The sequence below is a fragment of the Paenibacillus sp. FSL R7-0128 genome, from assembly GCF_038002245.1.
In the GTDB taxonomy this organism is placed as follows: Bacteria; Bacillota; Bacilli; order Paenibacillales; family Paenibacillaceae; genus Paenibacillus_AQ; species Paenibacillus_AQ silagei.
The window spans coordinates 333,341-354,763 of the sequence record NZ_JBBOCD010000001.1 but is presented as its reverse complement, the minus strand read 5'-3'; the positions used below and the strand labels follow the sequence as shown (position 1 = coordinate 354,763).

The following is a 21,423-nucleotide window of genomic DNA, read 5'->3' as shown; positions in this document are numbered from 1 at the left end:
GTCCCGATCTTCGGGACGCTTTTTTGATTATATGGATGTACAGGAATAGGGTTTCTGTAAGCTCTGAAGACCAGGGGTTGCTGGAAGGAGAGAAAAAGAGAAATGGGAGTCAAAAAAACAGTAATGCTGCTGCTCAGTTCCATGCTGGTTCTCACGGTCGCGGGATGTGGCGGCGGGAACAACAGCGGCAATGCGGGGGCCAGCGCACCTGCTGCCGGGAACAGTACGGCTGCACCTGATGCAACCGCAGCCGCACCCACAGATGCACCTAAGGCGCTGACTCCGGTCAAGATTGCCCTGGACTGGACGCCGAACACGAATCATACCGGCCTGTATGCAGCCAAGGAGCTGGGCTATTACGCGGAGGAAGGTCTTGACGTACAGATTGTACAGCCAGGCGCTGCCGGGTCGGATACAATGGTCACTTCCGGCGAAGCCCAGTTCGGCATCAGCGCCCAGGAGGCGCTGACCCTGGCCCGCCTGCAGGATGTGCCGCTGGTGTCGATTGCTGCAATCATTCAGCATAATACCTCGGGCTTCGCGGCTCCGAAGGACCGCAATATTAAGACGCCGAAGGATTTTGAAGGCAAAACGTACGGAGGCTGGGGCTCCCCTGCGGAGCAGGCCGCCATGAAAGCGATTATGGACCCCGAAGGCGGGGATGTCTCCAAGGTGAAGCTGGTGAATATCGGCGAAGCGGACTTTTTCACAGCTGTGAAGCGGGATATTGACTTCGCCTGGATCTTCTATGCGTGGACCGGGGTAGAGGCCGAGCTGCGCGGCGAGCCGCTGGATATGCTGTATCTTAAGGATTATGCGCCGCAGCTTGATTACTACACACCGGTGCTGACCACCAGCGAGAAGGAGATCGCCGAGCATCCTGAAGTGGTGAAGGCCTTCCTTAAGGCTACGTCCAAGGGGTATCAGTATGCTATCGATAACCCGGAAGAAGCCGCGACGGTCTTGTCTGATGCTGTACCTGATCTGGACCCCAAGCTGGTGCTGGCCAGCCAGAAATGGCTTAGCCCGAAATACAAGGACGACGCCCCGCGCTGGGGTGAGCAGAAGCTTGAGATCTGGAAGAATTACGCCGACTGGATGTACGGCCTGAAGCTGCTGGATAAGCCGCTGGATGCGGAGAGTACGTTTACGAATGAATTTTTGCCGGAATCATAATGAGCCCGCATGGCGGGAATCTTATACCTAACTTGGAGAGGAAGGATTCATCATGGCTAACACACTGCTCAGCATTCAGGTAATTCCCAAGACACCGAACAACGAGGATTCCATCCCTTACGTGGACAAGGCTATAGAGGTCATTCAAAAGTCAGGCGTGAAGCATCAGGTGAATCCGCTGGAGACCACGATGGAAGGCGAGCTGTCCGAGCTGCTGGATATTGTGCGTGACATGCATGAGGCGCTGATCGCTTCCGGCAGTCCGAGTGTGATCTCACAGATCAAGATCGCCCATAATCCGGGCGGCATCAGCATGGAGAAACTGACGGAGAAATACCGGCCGTGAGAAGCACCTGGAAGCTAGTGTGGCCGCCCTTTGTGGCGGTCCTCTTTTTTGTCGGGATATGGCAGCTATCAGTCATGCTGTTCGACATCCCAGCTTACCAGTTGCCGAGTCCCACGGATATCGCGCGTGAGTCGAAGAACAACGCCTCCGGGATCTGGGAGCACACCGCCGCCACGCTGCGGCTGACCCTGATCGGCTTCCCGGTCGGCACAGGCATCGGCCTGCTCACCGCCTTGCTGCTGCATCTGCTGCCCTGGGTCAAGCGAGCGCTCTATCCGCTGCTGATCCTCAGCCAGAATGTGCCCTCCATTGCGCTTGCCCCGCTGCTGATTATCTGGTTCGGGTTCGGCCTGCTGCCCAAAATCATCCTGATCACCCTCGTCTGCTTCTTCCCTGTGGCTGTTGCGACCATGGGCGGGCTGACGCAAAGCGACCGGGTAATGCTGAATTATATGAAGATGGCCGGTGCAGGCAAGTGGCAGATCTTCACCAAGCTGGAGCTTCCCGGCTCGCTGCCCTCCCTGTTCTCCGGGCTCAAAATCTCCGCCACTTATGCGGTGATGGGCGCAGTGGTGGCCGAATGGATCGGCGCCGACAAAGGGATCGGCTACTATATGCTGCTGCAGAAGTCCTCTTACCGTGCGGACCGGATGTTCGTGGCCATCGCTATTATCGTGCTGCTGAGTCTCGTATTATTCGCGCTCATTGCCCTGCTGGAGAGATGGCTGGTGCGCTGGAAGCCGCGCAAGGAAGCTTAATGCCACGGGAGGATACCCCAACACGGAAGTACTTATAATCAACTGAAGGAGGTTACGCGAAGTGTCTGAGCTTACGAGGATTGAACTGGAGAAGGCGGACGGAGACGGACGCCTGGGTACACGGAGTGTGCCGCCTGCGCTCGAAGTCAGCGGCATCAGCAAGTCGTTCAAGCACCGCCGCCGGGAGACACAGGTGCTGAATCAGGTGTCCCTGACCGTGGAGCCGCAGGAATTCGTCTCCATTGTCGGCCCGTCCGGCTGCGGCAAAAGCACGCTGTTCCATATCATCGGCGGCCTTACGCTGCCGGATACCGGAACCGTCCGCATGAACGGCATCCCCGTGACCGGGCAGCGCGGCAAGATCAGCTATATGCCGCAGCAGCCCGCGCTGTTCCCGTGGCGCAGCACACTGGATAACGTCCTGCTTGGCGGCGAGCTGCAAGGCGCCCCGCAGCGGGAGGCCCGCGAGGCTGCACGCCACTGGCTGGCGAAGATCGGCCTAGGCGGCTTCGAGCGGGCCTACCCGCACATGCTGTCCGGCGGCATGCAGCAGCGGGCCGCCTTCCTGCGGGCCATGCTCGCGCCGCAGGAGCTGATGCTGCTCGACGAGCCGTTCAGCGCGCTCGATGCGCTGACCCGCGAGCAGATGCAGCGCTGGCTGCTGGAGCTGTGGGAGGAAAACCGCCGTTCCGTGCTGTTCATCACTCATAACATTGAAGAGGCACTGCTGCTCTCCACCCGCATCTATGTTTTCTCGGGGCGTCCCGGCTCCGTCCTCCACACCGTGGAGGTCCCGTTCCCGCGTCCGCGCCGCGAAGAGATCGCCGATTCGCCGGAGTTCCTCCGGATGCGGCGCCAGCTCTCAGAGTGGATGCGCGAGGAGCAGGCGAAGAGCCAGAGCTAAGTAGGCTCTTTGCCTGCTGGTACTGCTGCGCTCATTGCTGTGCCGTCTCGGCAGCAACTTATTTCTAACTGATTGTATTTGGTGCAATAGAATCCGCAATACTCCGGGCCAAACTCAAATCTGCTGTATTTCGTACAGCAGATTTCTGTTCTTTGGCCCCAAAGAGCCTTTTTCGCAGATTTCTGCTGTACGAAGTGCATTAGATTCAAATTTGCGGTGGATTTAAGGAGCATCTGTTGTAGAAAATACAATGGTCTAGAACAAACTCAGGTGGTGTAATGTAAGTTGCGAACCACTTCACCCGTGTAGTTGTATTCTGTACATTTAAAAACAGTAAAAAGGATCGCTCGCCTCCTATAACTGTAGTCTGTACAATTAAATCTGCCCGAATGAGTAATATCAAGCTATAAATACCAGGTTCCCCCGCCCTACATCCAGCCCTTGTCCTCCGCCAGCCGTACCGCTTCAATCCGTGTTTTTACCTCCAGCTTGCTGAGGATCTCCGAGATGTAGTTGCGGACCGTGCCATAGGAGAGGTGGAGCGCCGCGGCGATCTCTCCGGCGCTGCGGCCTGCGGCAGCCAGCTTCAGAATCTCCCGCTCCCGGTCCGAGAGCGGGTTCTCTTCACGCAGGCTGCCAAAGACCAGCTCCGGGGAAACCTCGCGGCCCCCGCCCATCACGCGGCGGATGGCATCCGCCAGCTTATCCACCGGCTCATCCTTCAGCAGATACCCCTGAATCCCGGCCTTCACCCCGCGCTCGAAATAACCGGGACGGGCGAAGGTGGTCAGGATAATGATTTTGGTGCGGCAGCCCCGCGACTTCAGCAGCTCGGCCACCTCCAGACCGCTCATCAGCGGCATCTCAATATCCATCAGACACACATCCGGCTGGACACGCTCGATCAGAGCCAACGCCTCCGCCCCGTCTCCCGCTTCGCCCGCTACCTCAATATCCTCCTCCAGATCGAGCAGCGATGCCATTGCGCCGCGCAGCAGCCGCTGATCTTCGGCAATTATGATGCTGATCATGCCGTTTCCCCATCCTTTCCATCCTTAACTACTCTTGGTGTGACCACCGTCAGCCGGGTTCCCCCTCCGGGTCTCTGGGCAAGCGTCAGTGAACCGTCAATCAGGGCCAGCCGCTCGCCCATTCCCTTCATGCCATTGCCGTCCCGGCGATCCGTGCTCTCCGAGCCGCAGGCATCTACCCCTATGCCGTTATCCTCCAGCGTAATCTGTACCTCGCCGGGTGTCATTACGATGCTGATCCGGCACTGGTCCGCACGGCTGTGCTTGACGATGTTGGTCACGCCCTCCTTGATGCAGAGGCTGAGAATACTCTGCGTCAGAGCGGATACGCCTAGCAGTGCTGCATCCCCTTCAACTTCAAGCGCGATCTCCGCACTGCGCAGCATCTCCGCTGCCTCAACCAGCTCTTCGGCAACTGAGACTGCACGCATCTCTGAGACCAGCTCCCGCACCTGGCGCAACGCGGCCCGCGAGGTCCACTGGATCTCACGGGCTTCCGCCTGCGCCCGCTCGGGGTTCTTCACCACCATTTTCTCAATAAGCTGGCTCTTCAAGGTAATCAGTGACAGCGTGTGTCCCATCGTGTCATGCAGATCGCGGGCGATGCGCATCCGTTCCTCGCGCTTGATCATCTCTCTAATCACCTCATTGGCCTGATCCAGCTCCTTCTCCAGCATCCTCCGCCGGTTCATGGAGCGGATACCGAAGGGAGTAATCAGCATCATCAGCGCAAAGGGCACCATGAACAGCAATCCCCCCGTGCTATACATTTGATCCAGGGACAGCAGAGCCAACGCGATCAGCATAGCTGTGAATATGGCCAAGGCCCGTCTGAACCGGCGCAAGTCGGTATACCAGCCGATAAAGTTGCTGGTGAAGAAGCCCATATACATGTTGTAGGGGCTATAGACTACGGTTAGCACGACAATAATCAGCATCTGCAGCCCCAGCCAGGCCGTATACGTTCTCTCTTCCGCCCAGTAGAGCTGGCGGTAAATCACCAGGAACAGCAGGAGCAGCGCCACTCCCCACATCAGCTTATAGCCGCTGTAGCCATCGAGATTCAGCACCGGGAACACCAGATAGAACAGCCAGATATAGGGGAAGAAGCCGAATCTTTTCGGAAATATCCGGAACTGCTTACGTGCCACCATGGATTACACCGCTTCCTGTTTTCGCCTTATATAGACCGATAATAACATAAATACAGCCAGGTAACCGAGCAGCAGCAGTACGGCCTTCCACGACGGGGAATCTCCCGCTACAATCGCCCAGGCTCCATCTCCATAATTGTAGGACGGCAGCCAGTGTCCGATCTTCTGCATCAGCTTAGGCATAATCTCCAGAGGCATCCACATGCCCCCGGCCACCGCCAGCCCCATATAGAGCACATTGCTCACCCCGCTGGCCGTATCCACCCGCTTCATGGAACCGATAATCGTACCCAGCGCCAGAAAAGGCAGAGAGCCCGCAAGCAGCCACAGTCCGCTAAGCAGCCACTGCGCTGCTGTCAGCGATACCCCGTTAATCAGGTACCCGGCTGCGAAAATGCACAGAACCGAGAACAGATGCATGATGCTCTGACCGAACATTTTACCGGAAAAATATACCGAAGACGGCAGCGGAGTAATGCGGATAAACGTATTCCAGCCCTGCGTCTGCTCCTGCACCAGCCGGACGCCGAGGGTCATAATCGCCGAGCCCATCACGCTGAAGGCCGCCATCGACATCAGATAATGCGCCTGCCACTGCTTCGTATCGTCCGTCCCCGTATTCACCACCCGGGTGAAGATGAAGTAGAACATAATCGGCATGAGCAGCGACCAGAATACATAATAGGGATTGCGGATAATCCGCAGCAGCTCTGCCTTGCACTGGGCTATCATAGGGTTCATCATACTGCCGCCTCCTCTTGATTCAGGGTCAATTGCTCGAACGCTTCATCCAGCTTCCCCTGGTCGATCCGTACATCCTGCACGGCCAGCCCGTTCACGAAAATAGCCCGCAGCGCCTCATCCGTATTCCCTGTCGACACATGCAGCCGTCCATCCTTCTCGTAGCAGCCTTCCACGGCTGGCAGCTCCAGCAATTGACCGCGCAGCAGCGCCGGGTCGCCGGACGCCAGGAAGGACAGCGACTTCTTGACCAGTCTCGCCTTAATCTCATCCGGGCTTCCGTCCGCCGCCAGCACTCCCCGGTTGAACAGCAGAATCCGGTCCGCGATATCCTCCGCCTCCTGCAGATAATGGGTGCTGAACAGAATCGTCTTGCCCTGACCGGCCAGTCCCCGCACCCTCTCCCAGAAATGCCGCCGCGCTGTCGTATCCAGCCCCACCGTGGGCTCGTCAAAAAACAGCAGATCCGGGTTGCCCGCCAGCGCCAGCGCGAAGCTGAGGCTGCGCTTTTGCCCGCCGGAGAGCTTCTCCGCATAGCGGTTCAGATCCGCCTCCCCCAGCCCCGTCGCCTGAAGCAGCACCTCCATCTCCATGGGCTGCGGATAATAGCTGCGGATCAGGGCCAGAAGCTCCCGGACCTTGAGCCGGTCCATGACACTGACCTCCTGGAGCATGGCTCCGGTCCGCTGCTTCACTCTGACGTCTGCCGGCTTAAGACCGAACACCTTCACGCTGCCCTCCGAGGGCTCGAGCAAGCCCAGAAGCATCGCCAGTGTAGTGGTTTTGCCGGCTCCATTAGGGCCAAGCACCGCTGTGATCGAGCCGCGGCTAATCGTAAAGCTCACCTGCTTTACCGCTTGCTTCTCCTGGAAGCTGCGGCTGACATTGTTCATTTCAATGACATGTTCCATCGTGTATCCCTCCGTGTCCTTCTGCCCTCTTGGCTATATTGCTATAGTACCGGAGACCGGAGAGAAGCATCAGTATGGACTGTCACCGATTCAAAGTGACAACTGTCACCCGGGCAACAAGTGGAAACGGCTTTGCCGTTCTTTTAAAGGACGGTACCGTTTCAGCGAGAAATAGAAGGATAATTTATCATGTGAAACATATAAATTCTTATATTTAAATAAAGCGCTCCTATCCACGATTCCGTTATCGTAGCAGGAGCGCCTCCGTGTGCATATTATTCAAACCTCAATTGCCCAATCGCCTGTTCCAGCATGCCGTTCAGCGTCTCCCCTCCGGGAGGGGCGCTTACCCAATGGAAAACCGCTGTGCGTATCGCTGCCATAAGCAGCGCGGCCAATAAATCCGGGTACAGGTCGAGCTTCACATCCTTGTGTGTACGCTCCGATATCACCTTGGCGAGCTCCCGCTCAATCTCGATCTCCACCTTCCGTGTCGCGCCGAACAATGCAGGATCATCGCGGAGGAGGACGATGCGTGCATACCACTGCCGGTCTGTAGTCTCAGCGAATCCGTCAAGCACAGCGGCACGGATGGAGTCCTGAAGCGGTTCACCTGAAGGACGGCTGGCAAGGGTAGCCGCTATCCGCTCGGAACGCTGATAGGCATTGCCGACAATAGCAGCCTCTTTGGACGTAAAATAGTTATTGAACGTCCGCATGGAGACATTCGCAGCTGCGGCAATATCCTCCACCCGAACCTGACTGGCCCCTTTCTCCATGGCAAGTCTGCAGGCTACATCACTTAGCGTCCGCCTGGTCTCTTCCTTCTTGCGTTCTCTCAAGCCCGGTTTCTCAGTCGTCATGTCCGTCTATGTCTCCATTCCTGTATGTAGTCAATTCAATATGTATTCAAAGGCCTGCGGTGCTGAAAATTTCAGCACTACAGACCCTGGTATCATTCTGCGGAATGGTTTACTGCGCCACTGGAAGCTGAATGTTATAATCCAGCACCTCGTCCAGCCAGTCAAACATCACCTGATAGCTGAGCGGCAGATTGTTCAGTTGGCAATGCAGGTCGGCACCATCCTCTTCCGTCCCCTTGAATATCGCGTTCTTCTCATTCGGAGCCTTCTCGTAAGTGTCTATCGCTTGCCGCTGCATCTCAGGATGCTCTGCTTCCGAATACATGGAGAGCAGGGGACATTTGACGTCCTTCGGGTCCACCTCGATAGCTTCCCTGGCTACATGATACCACTCGGCAATACTGTCGAAGCCGTGCGACCAAGCCGATCCGGCGAATAGAACCTGGCCGGTATAGGGCATCTTCTTGCTCTGCTCCGCCGCTTCTTCCGCGGTGCCCCGCAGGAATGAAGGCATCCCGCGTTCAATGAAGGACGCCATAGAGTACACCGGCGAGTTCGGCACTGCCGCAGCGAAGCGGTCGTCACAGCTGGCATGCACCATCGTCTTGGCCCCGCCATAGCTCATGCCGCTGACCACCAGCCGCTCAGGGTCCACATCCGGACGGGCCAGGACGAAATCCGTGGTGGCTCTGTAGACATTATGCAGCTCCTCGCGCGGGAAGTTCCGTGCTGTCGCCTCAGGCTCATAGAATCTGACACATACATCATAAGGAAGGTCTACGATCAGCGCGTTGTATCCCCGGTCAATAGCCGCTTGCCCTCCGAGAAAATAGGTATCTTCCTTGTGCGTCTCCCCGCCGTTATGGAAAATAATCGTTGGCTTAGGCGCATTCCTGTGCTCCGCCTTCAGGAAGCAGCCCGGGAACTTATACCCCTTGTATTCCACCTCGACCCACTCATGGGGGATCTGCTCAGACTTCGCATCAAGCGCCTTGCGGAAGCATTCCACACTTTTGCCGTGATACCGAACGAAATCCGGTTCACCGGGAAAAGCTCCATAGAAGGCTGCCCTGTAATACGAATGGGCACGAATGAATGCCTCACCGGCGCTGATCAGATGCCCTTTCTTCAGGCAGCGCTCTGCTGTTGCCTCGATTTTAACGGCTTCCTTCTCGAATTCAGTCTTCCAGCTGGTCAAAGAGCCGGGATCGATGTTCCTTGCAAGCTTGAATACTTCCCCCTGTGCCACACCGCCGCAGTGTACGAACGACAGCAGCCACTGGAACGTGAATTCAATGTCATCCCGCTCAAAGAATACCTTGTGTGTCAACCGTGCAGCCACCTTTGTCTCTTGCCCATCTACCTGTACCATACCATTCTCCTCCTTCTCCAATCTATCCTTTCAAGATCATCCACAGCAGACACAGCCGCGAAGCGGAAGAGGGAATCAGGCTACGGCGCGATTCCGGGCCCGGGTGTTGGCGTCCAGCGAAATTCGGCCTCTAACCAGATTTTAGCACTTTCCATATTTTTGCGCAACACGCAATATTTCTTGTAATGCAATTTTTCAATACGTGCAAAATAATCAAATGGGGGAATAGTATTCCGCTCGCTTCGGCTCCCTCACCTCCACTCGAACCCACTGCATTCGGTTTTCCGCATACATTTGCCCCGATCCCCCCCGCAGTTGCACATTGTATGTTGTTTTCGGCATACATTCGCCCCGTTCACCTTGCAATTGCACATTGTATATTGTTTTCCACATACATTCGCCCCGCTCATCCTTGCAGTTGCACATTGTATGTTGTTTTCGGCATACATTTACCCCGCTCACCCTCGCAGTTGCACATTGTATGTTGTTTTCGGCATTCATTTACCCCGCTAACCCTTGCAGTTGCACATTGTGTGTTGTTTTCCACATACATTCGCCCCGCTCACCCTCGCAGTTGCACATTGTATGTTGTTTTCGGCATTCATTTACCCCGCTAACCCTTGCAGTTGCACATTGTGTGTTGTTTTCGGCATACATTTACCCCGATATCCCCGCATCAGCACATCATGGCAACGTTCTGCCTATCTCTGGCTAATTTTGATGGTTTTCACTCTTACCAACCGCTTGTATGGAGCAACATTGTTGCAGTTTTTGCAGGATTTCTCCAGACATGTTACTGGCTGCGGTGCAATGTTGCATCATTTGCAGGAATTTTGGTGTTTGGAGCAGGTTAGCTCTGACATTGTTGCATTTGGTGCAGGATTTCTGCATAGGCCGCTTATATTGGGCAGCATTGTTGCATTTCTTGCAGAAAATTTCAATATTTGTTACTGGCTGTGGCGTATTGAACGTGCGTACCTTCGCACAAGCCTACATTTTTCACTTTTACGCATACCTTCTGTCCATCCTCCTCCAATCAAAAAAGGCCTTCCCCACTGACTCTGGAGAAGGCCTTACTGTTCACTACCTCTGCATGAATCCCTTGCTAAGCAGGAATTCCTTCATGTGCAGCCGGGCAGGCTGAGCCAGCCGGCCGGCCATCATCTCCGACCAGGAGGCTGCGCTCTGGCCGCCGGTACGCTCGCGCATATAGTCGCTGGAGATGGTGTCGTATACGCGGGCCTGTTCCACTGCGGCTTCGGCATTGTAGCCGTTATGATGCAGCACCGCTGCCTGCGGCAGGCGCGGGCGGATGCCATTCACGGCGGCCGGATACCCCAGGCACATGCCGAAGACCGGATAGACCAGCTCTGGCAGGCCGAGCAGCTCAGATACCGCAGCGATCTGATTGCGGATGCCGCCGATGTAGACAATGCCAAGACCGAACGATTCTGCGGCAACAGCAGCATTCTGCGCGGCTAGCGCCACATCGACAGTCGCTACAATCAGATTCTCGGCCGTATCCTCATAGGACGGCTTCCCCTCCAAATGCGGAGCAGACGCTTCCCGCAGCCGGTACAGATCCGCACACCAGACCAGAAAGACCGGGCACTGCTCGATGTAGGCCTGATTGCCGGATAAGGCAGATAACTGGGCTTTCAGCGCTGGCTCCGTTACAGCAATTACTGTGTACGCCTGGACATTGCTGGAGGTCGAAGCCATCTGCCCCGCTCCAATCACTGCTGCCAGCAGTTCGTCACTGACCGGCTTGTCCTGGTACTGGCGGACAGAGGTATGACGGTTCAACAGCTCAAGGGTTTCATTCGTAGGTTTCATTATCGTTCCGCCTCTCTTCACTCATATATAAGCCTATTATGATCCCATTTCACGGCACAGACAACAAGCGTGGCTTCCTCTTCCTCTTCCTCTTCCTCTTCCTCTTCCTCTTCCTCTTCCTCTTCCTCCTCCTCTTCCTCCTCCTCTTCCTCTTCCTCTTCCTCTTCCTCTTCCGCCTCCGCCTCTACCACCGGCTCCCCCGCTTCACCTCCTGGACAATCGCCAGGATTCCCTCATCAATCTGCGTAAGCCCCGCCCGGGAAATACTGATGCGCAGGAATTTGTCCCGGGTCTGGTAACCCGGCAGATAGAAGCCGTTCCCCGGCACCACGTGGATCTTCCGCCCGGCCAGGCGCTTGACCAGACGCTCCAGGTTGACGGTGACCGGCAGCTTGAACTGGATATAGATGCCGGAGCTGTCCGCAGAGGCTTCGATGAAGCCGTCCGTATTATGCCGCCCAAGCGCTTCGTATACCGCGCGGATTTTTTTGGCGTACATAGCTTTGATCTTGTGCCTGTGATGCCCGTACATCCCGTTCTTGATGTATACCTCAAGCGCAGCCTGCGACAGCAGCGAGGTATCGGTGTAGCCTTTATAGGAGCGGAAGGCCTCCAATAGCGGCTGCGGCACAACCACTGCACCGAGCCTGAGGCCCGGGAAGATGATTTTGGAGAAGCTTTTGAGATAAATGACATGGGAGGTCTGGTCATACGCATAGATCGGGTCATAACGCCGTCCGATCCCCAGATCCGCCATATAATCATCCTCGGCGATGTAGACATCGTATTTAGCTGCCAAGCCGGCAATGGCCTTGCGTTCCTCTGTGCTGTAGGTTGTCCCAAGCGGGTTGTGATACCTGGGCATCGTATAAAAAAACTTGAATCTTCCGCTAGCGAACCGCTCCTCCAGCTCCTGCAGGTTGATGCCCGCCGCCGAACGCCCGATTCCGCTCACCGGCAGCCCCTCAGCCTCCAAATACCGCAGATAGATATCATATCCCGGCTGTTCTACCAGAATCTCCGTCCTGCCGCTGGGAAAAGGCATTCTGGCCAGAATCTCCAGCGCCTGCTGTATCCCGGAGGTAATCAGGATCGACTCCGCCTTGGCGAACACCTGATACTCCGCCAGATGCGACACTAGGGTGCGGCGCAGTGTCTCCAGCCCCAGCGCATCGCCATAGGTGAACAGATGGTATTTGTACTGGTCAATCGCTTTATTGAGGCAATGCTGGAAGTCCAGGTACGGAAACACGTTCAGATCCGGCGAAGCCGAAGCAAAATCAACCGTCCCTTCGCTCCCCGCCGCTGCCGAATCGTCACTCTTGTCCACCATGTAATAGCCGCTCTGCGGAATAGAGTAGATCGTATGCGTCCGCTCCAGCTCCCCGTAAGCCTTCAGAATGGTACTGACGCTGCAGCCATAGATTTCTGAAGCACTGCGCACAGACGGCAGCTTATCCCCGGGGCGGTACTGCCCTTCCTTCATCTGCCGCTCCAGCTCTGTGATCACCTGATGATACTTGTTCATCGCCCGCCTCCGTTCGCCGTCATTACCATGCTATGCCTTGTATTTTATCCTATTATTCTTCCCTTATTATATAGGGATCGCTGCAAACTGTACCGGTACAGTTAAGGAAACCTTGTATTGTTGGTGTACGCCTTTTCCTTTAATTTTAAAGTAATAGATCGAATGTTTACAGCATCCAATCTTCACTAACCTACAAGGAGATGTACCCATGCACAAACAAGGACTCAAGCTGGCCTACAGCTTCGCCGTACTCAATGCGGTCATTATCGGCTTCTCCTTCCTGTTCACCAAAGTGGCGCTCGTTCATGCCGGGCCGCTCGACACGCTGACCTTCCGGTTCGCCGCCTCTTTTGCTGTGATGTCGGTTCCGGTCGCCCTCGGCTGGGTCAAGGTTTCCTACCGGGGCAAGCCGATTGGCCGGGCCCTGCTGCTCGCCGCGATGTACCCGCTCGGCTTCTTCACCCTGCAGGTCTTCGGACTTCAGCGTGCCACCTCAGCCGAGGGAGGCATCCTTTATTCATTCACTCCGGTGGTGACGATGATCATCGCTGCGATTTTCCTGAAGGAGAAGACCACACTGCTGCAAAAGCTGTGCATCTTCCTCTCGGTATTCGGCGTGGTATTCATCTTCGTCATGAAGGGAAGCGGCATTCAGCTGTCCAATATGACCGGGATTGTGCTGCTGTTCATGACTTGTCTCGCTTTTGCCGGGTACAGTGTGCTGGCCCGCTCTCTCTCCAGCCACTTCAGCCCCGCTGAGCTCAGCTACCTGATGATGGGGGTCGGCTTCGCCACCTTCCTGATCATCTCGCTCACCGGTCATACAGTCAGCGGGACGCTCGGGGAGTTCCTGAATCCGCTGGGAAGCGCAACGTTTGTCCTGTCCGCCGTATATCTTGGGGTGGTCGCCTCGCTGGTCACAACCCTGACTTCAACCTATATTTTATCCAAAATCGAGGCCTCACTCATGAGCGTCTTCACTAATCTGTCTACCATCGTATCCATTGCAGCCGGAGCGGTCTTCCTGGGTGAGCAGATCACGGTCTATCATTGGATCGGATCCTTCCTGATCATCGCCGGGGTCATTGGCACGAACCTGCTTGGCCGGAAAAAGACCGCTGCGGCTTCCGCAGCAGCCAGCGAATAGAGTAGCTTAGACTTCATTCGCCTATCCATTCAGCTTCTTCGATAACAAGTGGAAACGGCTTTGCCGTCCTTTTAAAGGACGGTACCGTTTCAGCGAGAAATAGAAGGATAATTTATAGAGTAAAACATATAAATTCTTATATTTAAATAAAGAATCGCCGGCAGATGCTTGCCGGCGATTCTTTGAGTTGCGGCCTTCTGTCCGTCCGGATGACTCCGGCTGCGGCAGGCCGCATAATTCTTATAGCTTGACGCGCTGTAGCCGCAGCGCATTCAGTACAACCGACACCGAGCTGAAGGCCATCGCGGCTCCGGCCAGCCAGGGCGCCAGGAAGCCCAGTGCCGCAATCGGGATTCCGACCGTATTGTAGGCCAGCGCCCAGAACAGATTCTGCTTGATATTGCGCATGGTCTTGCGGCTCATCAGGATCGCATCCGGGATGCCCAGCAGATCGCCGCGCATCAGCGTAATATCCGCCGCCTCCATCGCCACATCCGTGCCTGTGCCGATCGCCATGCCCGTATCCGCAGTCGCCAGCGCCGGAGCATCGTTGATGCCGTCGCCGACCATAGCCACCTTGACCCCGCCGCTCTGGAGCCTGCGGATCTCTTCCGCCTTGCCCTCAGGCAGCACCTCCGCCAGAACCGTGCGGATACCCGCCTGATCTGCAATTGCCTGGGCCGTAATCTTGTTGTCTCCAGTAATCATGACAACCTCGATACCCATGGCATGCAGCCGGGATACCGCCTCACGTGAGGTCTCCTTGATGGTGTCAGCCACGGCAATCACTCCCGCTACCGCATCATCGACGGCTACCAGCATCGCTGTTTTGCCTTCCTGCTCCAGCTTGGTCATGATCCCTGTCCACGGCTCGATATCCAGCCCGTTCTCCACCATCATCCGCCGTGTGCCTACGCTTACCTTCTGGCCGTCCACTACCGCCGACACCCCGCGCCCCGGTACCGCCTCGAACTGGCCCGCAGGCGGCAGGTCGATTCCTCTGCCCTGTGCTCCGGCCACAATGGCCTCCGCCAGCGGATGCTCCGAGAGCTTCTCCGCAGCCGCTGTTATGGCCAGCAGCCGGTTCTCGCCAAGCACCCGGCCTTGTGCAGCTATTGCTGTAGTCGCTACAATATCGGTCAGCACCGGCTTGCCGTTGGTCACGGTCCCGGTCTTATCCACAACCACTACCTTCACGCCCTGCGCAGCTTCCAGATGCTCCCCGCCCTTGAACAGAATGCCGAACTCAGCAGCCCGCCCGGACCCGGCCATAATCGAGGTTGGCGTCGCCAGTCCCAGTGCGCACGGACAGGCAATGACAAGCACCGCAATGGCTTTTTCCAAGGCCTCCGCGAACTGACCGGGCGCTCCCCAGATATACCAGACACCAAACGTTACGGCAGCAATACCGACCACAATCGGCACGAAGATCCCAGAGATGACATCGGCAACCCGCTGAATGGGCGCCTTCGAGCCCTGCGCTTCCTCCACGACTCTGATGATCTGTGCCAGCGCCGTATCGCGGCCGACCTTGCGGGCTTTAACCCGCAGCATTCCGTTCTTGTTGAGCGTAGCTCCGATAACGGAATCCCCCGGCTTTTTCTCTACCGGGATACTCTCGCCCGTGAGCATGGATTCATCGACGGAGGATAGCCCCTCTACGACTTCACCGTCTACAGGCACCTTCGTGCCGGGCTTCACCAGCACAATATCGCCGATCACTACATCCTCGACGGGAATACTCAGCTCTGCACCGTCCCGCAGCACCAGCGCAGTCTTGGCCTGCAGCCCCATCAGGCTGCGGATCGCATCTGATGAACGCCCTTTGGCCAGCGCCTCAAACCATTTGCCCACCAGAATCAGCGTGATCAGCACCGCGCTGGTCTCGAAGTACAGCTCCACGGTATGGTTCATCCCGCTCATTTTCAGGGAATCGATCGTCAGGTATAGGCTGTAAAAATAAGCCGCAGAGGTGCCCAGCACCACCAGCACATCCATGTTGGCACTGCCGTTCTTCAGCGCCTTATAGGCGCTGACATAGAACTGCCAGCCGATCACGAACTGAACCGGGGTCGCCAGCACAAGCTGGAACCAGGGATTCATGAATAGCTCAGGCGTCCAGATCCAGGTTGTGAACGAGAAGTGAGCTGCCATTGCCCAGAGCAGCGGTAGGGACAACAACGCGGAGAGCATCCACTTATTCCGCTTGCGTGTAATCTCTTCGCTGCGCTGCTCCGCGATATCCTTCCGGTCCTGCTTAAGTGCGGCCTTATAGCCGATGCTGCTCACCTTATCCATAATCTCGGCTGTGCTGACATTGCCCGGCGAATATTCCACATGCGCAGTCTCCAGCGCCAGGTTCACATTGACGGCCGCGATCCCCGGCATCCGTCCCAGCACCTTCTCAATGCGCGCCGAGCAGGCGGCACAGGTCATCCCGGTAATATCGAAATCCGCCGACTCTTTCAGCGTATCGTAGCCAAGGGAGCGGATCTTCTCCTCGATCTGCGGCACATCCGCAACGGCCGGATCGAAGCCCACCGTAGCCTGCTCCAGCGCCAGATTGACATTCGCCCGGGATACCCCCTCCATGCGGGACAAGCCCTTCTCGATCCGCGCCGCACAGGCGGAGCAGGTCATGCCGGTAATCTGCAGGGTAGCCTGCTGTTCCGGGGCTTCAGCACTCTTTTCCATCATCATGCACCTCCGCATACCCCCAAGGGGTATATTTATTTTGAAAAGAAAAGGCATTGGCGCCCGGCCCTGTACCCCAGGGTTCCCTGCTCCAAGCCCTTATATTACAACCCTTAGCTTACACTACGTCGTAGCCCTGATCTTCAATAGCGGCCTTGATCTTATCCAGGCTTACCGTATTCTCATCGAATTCAACCGCCACCGTCTTCGCCGGCAGATCCACCTTCGCCGCAGCGCCTACACCGCTCACAGCCTTCTCTACAGCACTTACACAATGACCGCAGGACATTCCTTCAACATTCAGTGTTACATTCGACATTTGAATAACCTCCTAATTGTTGTTGATATACACATAATTTGTGTTCATATTCGACAGCCAGCTATATAGATTTTGATACGCGAGGAAGGGATGGCTGTGCTTGATTGTACTTTGTACAACAGATACCGGATAAATCAGCCTCCAAATCGAATCTATTGTATTTTGTACATTAGATTTTCAACTTTTAGGCACTTTAACCTTATTTCCCTGACTTCAATTGTACGGAATACAATAGAATAGGTGTTTGGATTGTTTAGCAGGAATTCTATTGCACTAAGTACAATCAGACCTTTGAGAACTTGAACTATTAAATCCCCTACAAAGGTGATCTTCACCGTTCCATTTCTCCAGGCCCCACCTTTATTTCATCAGCTTGTTCACCGTGACCAGCAGCTCGTCAATCACCTCATGCTCACCGGCTTCGATCCGTTCAATAATACAGCTCTTCATGTGGCCTTCAAGCAGCAGCTTGCCGACACTGTTCAGGGCCGCCTGCACCGCCGCCAGCTGATTCAGCACATCATCACAGTAGGTATCGCGTTCAATCATGCCTTTCACACCGCGGATCTGCCCTTCAATCCGGTTCAGCCGGGTCGTCAGCCCGTTCTTGAATTCCGGGGAATGATGACTCTTGCGGCCGCCGGATGCTGCAGAAGAATGGCAGGCTTCGGCGAAATCCTGTCCGGCAGGGTCCTTCTCATTTGTAGACACAGGAATCAACCTCCTTATGTACCAATATAATATACCCCCCATGGGTATGTCAAGACCTTAGCGGACAAGCGCCCTCCGCCCCTCCTTCAGATATTTTGCCCTATTGCAGCTGGAATAAAGGACCGGCCGATAAGGAATACCAAGTACACGCATGCAAGTTCCCAAGCAGATCCCAACCCGTCTGTCCTCCTAAAAAAAACAATTGCCACCCTATTCAAATTTGAATATAATAAAATTCCATTGAATTTTAAACATAAAGGAGCTTAACATGCACACCAAAGAAAGTAATCTCAAGCTCGTCATTGTCGGACTGCTGCTCGGCATTCTGATGTCGGCCATGGATAATACCATTGTTGCCGCAGCTATGGGCACGATTGTGTCCGATCTTGGAGGACTGGATAAAATCGTCTGGGTCACCTCTGCTTATATGGTCATGGTTATGGCCGGCACCCCGATCTTCGGCAAATTGTCCGATATGTACGGGCGCAAGCGGTTTTTCATCTTCGGGCTTATCGTGTTCCTGATTGGCTCCGCCCTGTGCGGAACGTCGGCGAGCATTACCCAGCTCAGTATTTACCGTGCGATTCAAGGGATTGGCGGCGGTGCACTGATGCCGATTGCCTTCACGATTGTCTTCGACATCTTCCCGCCTGAGAAAAGAGGCAAGCTCACCGGACTCTTCGGCGCTGTCTTCGGGATCTCCAGTGTGATTGGGCCTCTGCTTGGTGCTTATATCACCGAATATATGAGCTGGCACTGGATTTTCTATATTAACCTGCCCATCGGGATTGTCTCGTTCTTCCTTATTATGACCTCCTACAAGGAATCCATATCGCATTCCAAGCAGCGGATTGACTGGGGCGGCGCCTTCACCCTGGTGGCAGGGATTATCTGCCTGATGTTCGCCCTGGAGCTTGGCGGTAATCAGTATGCCTGGGACTCTGCGGCCATTATCGGACTGTTCGCTGCGTTCGCCGTGCTTCTGATCGCCTTCATTGTCATTGAAAAATTCGCGGCAGAGCCGGTCATCTCCTTCGCCATGTTCCGGGGGCGCCTGTTCGCAACCAGCAGTATCCTGGGGCTGTTCTATGGTTCGGCATTCATCGTAGCAACGGTATATATCCCGATCTACGTCCAGGGGGTATACGGCGGCTCGGCCACCAACTCCGGCCTGATTCTGATGCCGATGATGATCGGTACCGTTATCGGCAGCCAGTCCGGCGGCCTGCTTACCACCAAAACGAGCTTCCGCAACATCATGCTGCTGTCAGCAGTCTGCTTCGTAGGCGGGATCTACTCCCTCAGCACATTGACCCCGGAGACCTCCCGGATGGCGCTTAATGCCTTCATGGCCCTGACCGGCTTCGGAGTCGGCTTCTCCTTCTCCGTGCTCAGCCTGTCTTCGATCCAGCATTTCGACATGCGCCAGCGCGGCTCGGCAACGTCCACCAGTACCTTCATGCGCTCGCTCGGGATGACGCTGGGGATAACGATCTTCGGCATCATCCAGCGTAACCACTTCGCCTCCGAGCTTAGTACAGCCTTCGGAGACAGCGGCCAGGCCGCTTCCTTCGGCGACCCGCGTTCCGCGTTGACGCCCGAGGCCAGAGCGCAGATTCCGCCGCCTGTACTGGAGAAAATCACGAACTCACTGTCTTCGTCGATCTCGCATACCTTCTTGTGGGCCATCGTTCCGGCGGTGCTTACGGTGGTCTTCGTCCTGCTGATGCCGAAGGACCGTCTGCTGCCGCAGGGCAGCCAGCACGGTGCAAATCAAGGTCAGCGGTAAGCCCATGCCGATGAAGCTGCTGATTCTGGGACTTCTGCTGGAGCGGGATATGCATCCCTATGAGATTACCCTGGTCATGAAGGAACGCTCCATGGATCAAGTCATCAAGCTGCAGACCGGTTCCTTATATTATGCCGTTGACAAGCTGGCTGCAGGCGGCCATATCGAGGCGGTGGAGATCATTCACAGCCCGGACCGGCCGGATAAGACCATCTACCGCATTACGGATAAAGGCAAAGAATTGATGGAGCAGCTCATTCTCCAGCAGATTAAGAAAAGTGATCCGCCCTATCATCCGCTGTACATGGCCCTGGCCCTCGCGCGTCATATCGACCAGGGCAAGGTGGCGAAGCTGCTGGAGGAACGCATCCGGGAGGCGGAGCATCAGGTGAATTATGCCTACCAAGTATACGAGGAGCATATCTCCATCGTGCCCCGCTCGGTGCTGCATATGATGTACGGCAGATATGAGCATAGCCAGACCGAGCTGAAATGGCTGAAGCGCCTGTATGAGGATGTAGCCGTCCGCAAAATGAATGATATCGGCAGACCGATTATCGCAGACTAAAAGAAGTAGATAGCCGATGTGATTGTTTAGCGAAGACGATATGTGTTTATTAGCAAGTGGAAACGGCTTTGCCGACCTTTTAAAGGGCGGTACCGTTTCAGCGAGAAATAGAAGGATAAGTTATCGTGTGCAACATATAAATTCTTATATTTGGAGCAAACCGCTGGCGAGCGGCTTGGGCATCCGGCTGTACTACAGTTTGTATTCGTGCGGTGTGCCGGCCCCGCCCTGGCGGATACTCTGGAAAGGGAAGTGAAGCCGCTATGAGCGATGATAAAAAGCCGATCAGAGACGAGCGTGACCACCCGGAGCAATACCCTACAGACAAGCCCAGCCTGTTCGATGTAGATGAGAGCGAGCAGCATGTGGACCCGATACCGGTAGAGGACCTGACTCTTGAGAAAGAGGAAGAGAAGGATAAAGAGACCACAAAACACCGCTCCTCCAGTGACAAGAGATACCACACCGGGTTCTAAAGATGTATGCTTTTCCGGTAGTATCATCGGAGCATTTACAAGCTTAATGGTATGGAGGGATCACATTGCTGAGAGCGTTACCCCTTAACCGGCGCGGCATACCTGCCAGCCGTATCGCCCTGGGCTGCATGGGGCTGGGCGGCGGGTGGGACCGTGAACCGGTCACGGCTGCGAACATAAAGCAGGGACACGAGGCGCTGGATGCGGCGCTGTCTATAGGTATTAATTTTTTTGACCATGCGGATATCTATACCCGGGGCAAGGCGGAGAAGGTGTTCGGGCAGATCTTCAAGGAGCGGCCGGGGCTGCGCGGGGACATTCTCCTCCAGTCAAAATGCGGCATCAAGCTGATGGAGCCAGGCGATATCTCCAATAGCTTCGACCTCTCCAGGGAGCACATTCTGTCCAGCGTCGATGGAACTCTCGCACGGCTGGGCACAGAGTATATTGATATTCTGCTGCTGCACCGCCCCGACCCGTTAATGGACCCTGAAGAGGTGGCGGAAGCACTCCATCAGCTCAAGGCCTCCGGCAAGGTGCGCCACTTCGGCGTCTCCAACATGAGCGCCGCCCAGATCCAGCTGTTACAGACTTATTGCGACGAGCCGTTCATTGTCAACCAGCTCCACATGAGCCTGTCCCGGATCAGCTGGGTCGACGCCGTACTCAGCGTGAACCGCGACCCGTGGAAGGACATTACATTCCCGGAGGGCACCATGGAGTATTGCCGCGCCGGGAACATCCAGCTTCAGGCCTGGGGCCCCCTGGCCCAAGGACTCTTCAGCGGACGGCCGCTTGAAGGCCAGCCGGAGAAGGTTGTGCATACAGCAGCCATGGTACAGAGGCTTGCTAACGAGAAGGGCACAACGCCCGAGGCTATCGTGCTGGCTTGGCTGATGACCCATCCCGCAGCCATCCAGCCTATCATTGGCACGGTGAATCCGCAGCGGATCGCCGCCTGTGCAGACGCAGACCAGCTAGAGCTCTCCCGCAAGGAATGGTATGAGCTGTACGTCACCTCCCGCGGGGAGAAGCTTCCTTGAGATTGAATTTTACTGGAAATACATGATTGAACAGGTTCAGATTCAGGGAAACCGGA

At 55.8% G+C, this 21,423-nt stretch carries 21 protein-coding genes; 9 read left to right on the top strand and 12 right to left on the bottom strand.

Annotation, left to right across the window (positions count from 1 at the left end; translation table 11 throughout):
- Positions 1-102: 102 nt before the first annotated feature.
- The 4 genes from NST26_RS01495 to NST26_RS01480 all read left to right on the top strand — a co-directional run bounded on the left by NST26_RS01495 (position 103) and on the right by NST26_RS01480 (position 3,184).
- A complete protein-coding gene (locus tag NST26_RS01495) occupies positions 103-1,176 on the top strand; it encodes an ABC transporter substrate-binding protein (RefSeq protein ID WP_036732815.1) in 1,074 nt (357 codons plus the stop codon).
- 52 nt (positions 1,177-1,228) lie between these two features.
- Positions 1,229-1,522, top strand: a complete 294-nt coding sequence (locus tag NST26_RS01490; protein ID WP_036732817.1) for a thiamine-binding protein — start codon at positions 1,229-1,231, stop codon at positions 1,520-1,522.
- Positions 1,519-2,280 (top strand): ABC transporter permease, encoded by a 762-nt coding sequence (locus tag NST26_RS01485; protein WP_340978329.1) that lies wholly within the window; start codon positions 1,519-1,521, stop codon positions 2,278-2,280. The genes NST26_RS01490 and NST26_RS01485 overlap by 4 nt, the downstream gene beginning before the upstream one ends.
- Positions 2,281-2,359: 79 nt before the next feature.
- The gene (locus NST26_RS01480; protein WP_235192090.1) at positions 2,360-3,184 is read left to right on the top strand and encodes an ABC transporter ATP-binding protein; all 825 of its coding nucleotides are present in this window, start codon (positions 2,360-2,362) and stop codon (positions 3,182-3,184) included.
- A gap of 428 nt (positions 3,185-3,612) precedes the next feature.
- Here NST26_RS01480 and NST26_RS01475 read toward each other — a convergent pair whose 3' ends face one another.
- From NST26_RS01475 to NST26_RS01435, 9 genes are all read right to left on the bottom strand, one after another.
- Complete coding sequence (locus tag NST26_RS01475; protein WP_340956532.1) at positions 3,613-4,215, bottom strand: response regulator transcription factor; 603 nt, start codon at positions 4,213-4,215, stop codon at positions 3,613-3,615.
- A complete protein-coding gene (locus tag NST26_RS01470) occupies positions 4,212-5,369 on the bottom strand; it encodes a sensor histidine kinase (RefSeq protein WP_340978327.1) in 1,158 nt (385 codons plus the stop codon). The genes NST26_RS01475 and NST26_RS01470 overlap by 4 nt, the downstream gene beginning before the upstream one ends.
- Positions 5,370-5,372: 3 nt before the next feature.
- Positions 5,373-6,110 (bottom strand): ABC transporter permease, encoded by a 738-nt coding sequence (locus NST26_RS01465; RefSeq protein ID WP_340958165.1) that lies wholly within the window; start codon positions 6,108-6,110, stop codon positions 5,373-5,375.
- Positions 6,110-7,021, bottom strand: coding sequence for an ABC transporter ATP-binding protein (locus tag NST26_RS01460; RefSeq protein ID WP_340956536.1), 912 nt, complete (start codon positions 7,019-7,021; stop codon positions 6,110-6,112). Before NST26_RS01460 ends, NST26_RS01465 begins: the two co-directional genes overlap by 1 nt.
- A 275-nt stretch (positions 7,022-7,296) precedes the next feature.
- Positions 7,297-7,884 carry a TetR/AcrR family transcriptional regulator gene (locus NST26_RS01455; RefSeq protein WP_036732836.1) on the bottom strand — a complete coding sequence of 196 codons (588 nt, stop codon included), beginning with the start codon at positions 7,882-7,884 and terminating at the stop codon, positions 7,297-7,299.
- A gap of 109 nt (positions 7,885-7,993) precedes the next feature.
- Positions 7,994-9,256 (bottom strand): alpha/beta hydrolase family protein, encoded by a 1,263-nt coding sequence (locus NST26_RS01450; RefSeq protein WP_340956540.1) that lies wholly within the window; start codon positions 9,254-9,256, stop codon positions 7,994-7,996.
- Positions 9,257-10,339: 1,083 nt separating this feature from the next.
- Positions 10,340-11,092 carry an oxygen-insensitive NADPH nitroreductase gene (gene nfsA, locus NST26_RS01445; RefSeq protein WP_209877401.1) on the bottom strand — a complete coding sequence of 251 codons (753 nt, stop codon included), beginning with the start codon at positions 11,090-11,092 and terminating at the stop codon, positions 10,340-10,342.
- 17 nt (positions 11,093-11,109) lie between these two features.
- Positions 11,110-11,283: a hypothetical protein gene (locus NST26_RS01440; protein WP_340978326.1), complete on the bottom strand. Its 174-nt coding sequence runs from the start codon at positions 11,281-11,283 to the stop codon at positions 11,110-11,112.
- Positions 11,277-12,620, bottom strand: a complete 1,344-nt coding sequence (locus NST26_RS01435; RefSeq protein WP_340956544.1) for an aminotransferase-like domain-containing protein — start codon at positions 12,618-12,620, stop codon at positions 11,277-11,279. The genes NST26_RS01440 and NST26_RS01435 overlap by 7 nt, the downstream gene beginning before the upstream one ends.
- 208 nt (positions 12,621-12,828) lie before the next feature.
- Between NST26_RS01435 and NST26_RS01430 the strand changes: the two genes are divergently transcribed.
- Entirely contained in the window at positions 12,829-13,767 is a 939-nt protein-coding gene (locus NST26_RS01430; RefSeq protein ID WP_209877405.1) for a DMT family transporter, read from the top strand.
- A 240-nt stretch (positions 13,768-14,007) separates the two neighbouring features.
- Here NST26_RS01430 and NST26_RS01425 read toward each other — a convergent pair whose 3' ends face one another.
- The 3 genes from NST26_RS01425 to NST26_RS01415 all read right to left on the bottom strand — a co-directional run bounded on the left by NST26_RS01425 (position 14,008) and on the right by NST26_RS01415 (position 17,491).
- On the bottom strand, positions 14,008-16,461 hold the full coding sequence (locus NST26_RS01425; protein ID WP_340958166.1) for a heavy metal translocating P-type ATPase: 2,454 nt from the start codon (positions 16,459-16,461) through the stop codon (positions 14,008-14,010).
- Between the two features lie 118 nt (positions 16,462-16,579).
- Complete coding sequence (locus NST26_RS01420; protein WP_036732845.1) at positions 16,580-16,780, bottom strand: copper ion binding protein; 201 nt, start codon at positions 16,778-16,780, stop codon at positions 16,580-16,582.
- A gap of 360 nt (positions 16,781-17,140) precedes the next feature.
- Complete coding sequence (locus tag NST26_RS01415) at positions 17,141-17,491, bottom strand: metal-sensitive transcriptional regulator (protein WP_076086814.1); 351 nt, start codon at positions 17,489-17,491, stop codon at positions 17,141-17,143.
- 268 nt (positions 17,492-17,759) lie between these two features.
- On the opposite strand from NST26_RS01415, the gene NST26_RS01410 reads away from it, so the two are divergent.
- The 4 genes from NST26_RS01410 (at position 17,760) to NST26_RS01395 (ending at position 21,367) form a co-directional block, all read left to right on the top strand.
- The gene (locus NST26_RS01410; RefSeq protein ID WP_340978324.1) at positions 17,760-19,280 is read left to right on the top strand and encodes an MDR family MFS transporter; all 1,521 of its coding nucleotides are present in this window, start codon (positions 17,760-17,762) and stop codon (positions 19,278-19,280) included.
- On the top strand, positions 19,258-19,848 hold the full coding sequence (locus NST26_RS01405; RefSeq protein ID WP_327196509.1) for a PadR family transcriptional regulator: 591 nt from the start codon (positions 19,258-19,260) through the stop codon (positions 19,846-19,848). Before NST26_RS01410 ends, NST26_RS01405 begins: the two co-directional genes overlap by 23 nt.
- Before the next feature lie 263 nt (positions 19,849-20,111).
- Positions 20,112-20,324 (top strand): hypothetical protein, encoded by a 213-nt coding sequence (locus NST26_RS01400; RefSeq protein WP_339253130.1) that lies wholly within the window; start codon positions 20,112-20,114, stop codon positions 20,322-20,324.
- A gap of 65 nt (positions 20,325-20,389) precedes the next feature.
- Complete coding sequence (locus tag NST26_RS01395; RefSeq protein ID WP_445323308.1) at positions 20,390-21,367, top strand: aldo/keto reductase; 978 nt, start codon at positions 20,390-20,392, stop codon at positions 21,365-21,367.
- Positions 21,368-21,423: the final 56 nt, after the last annotated feature.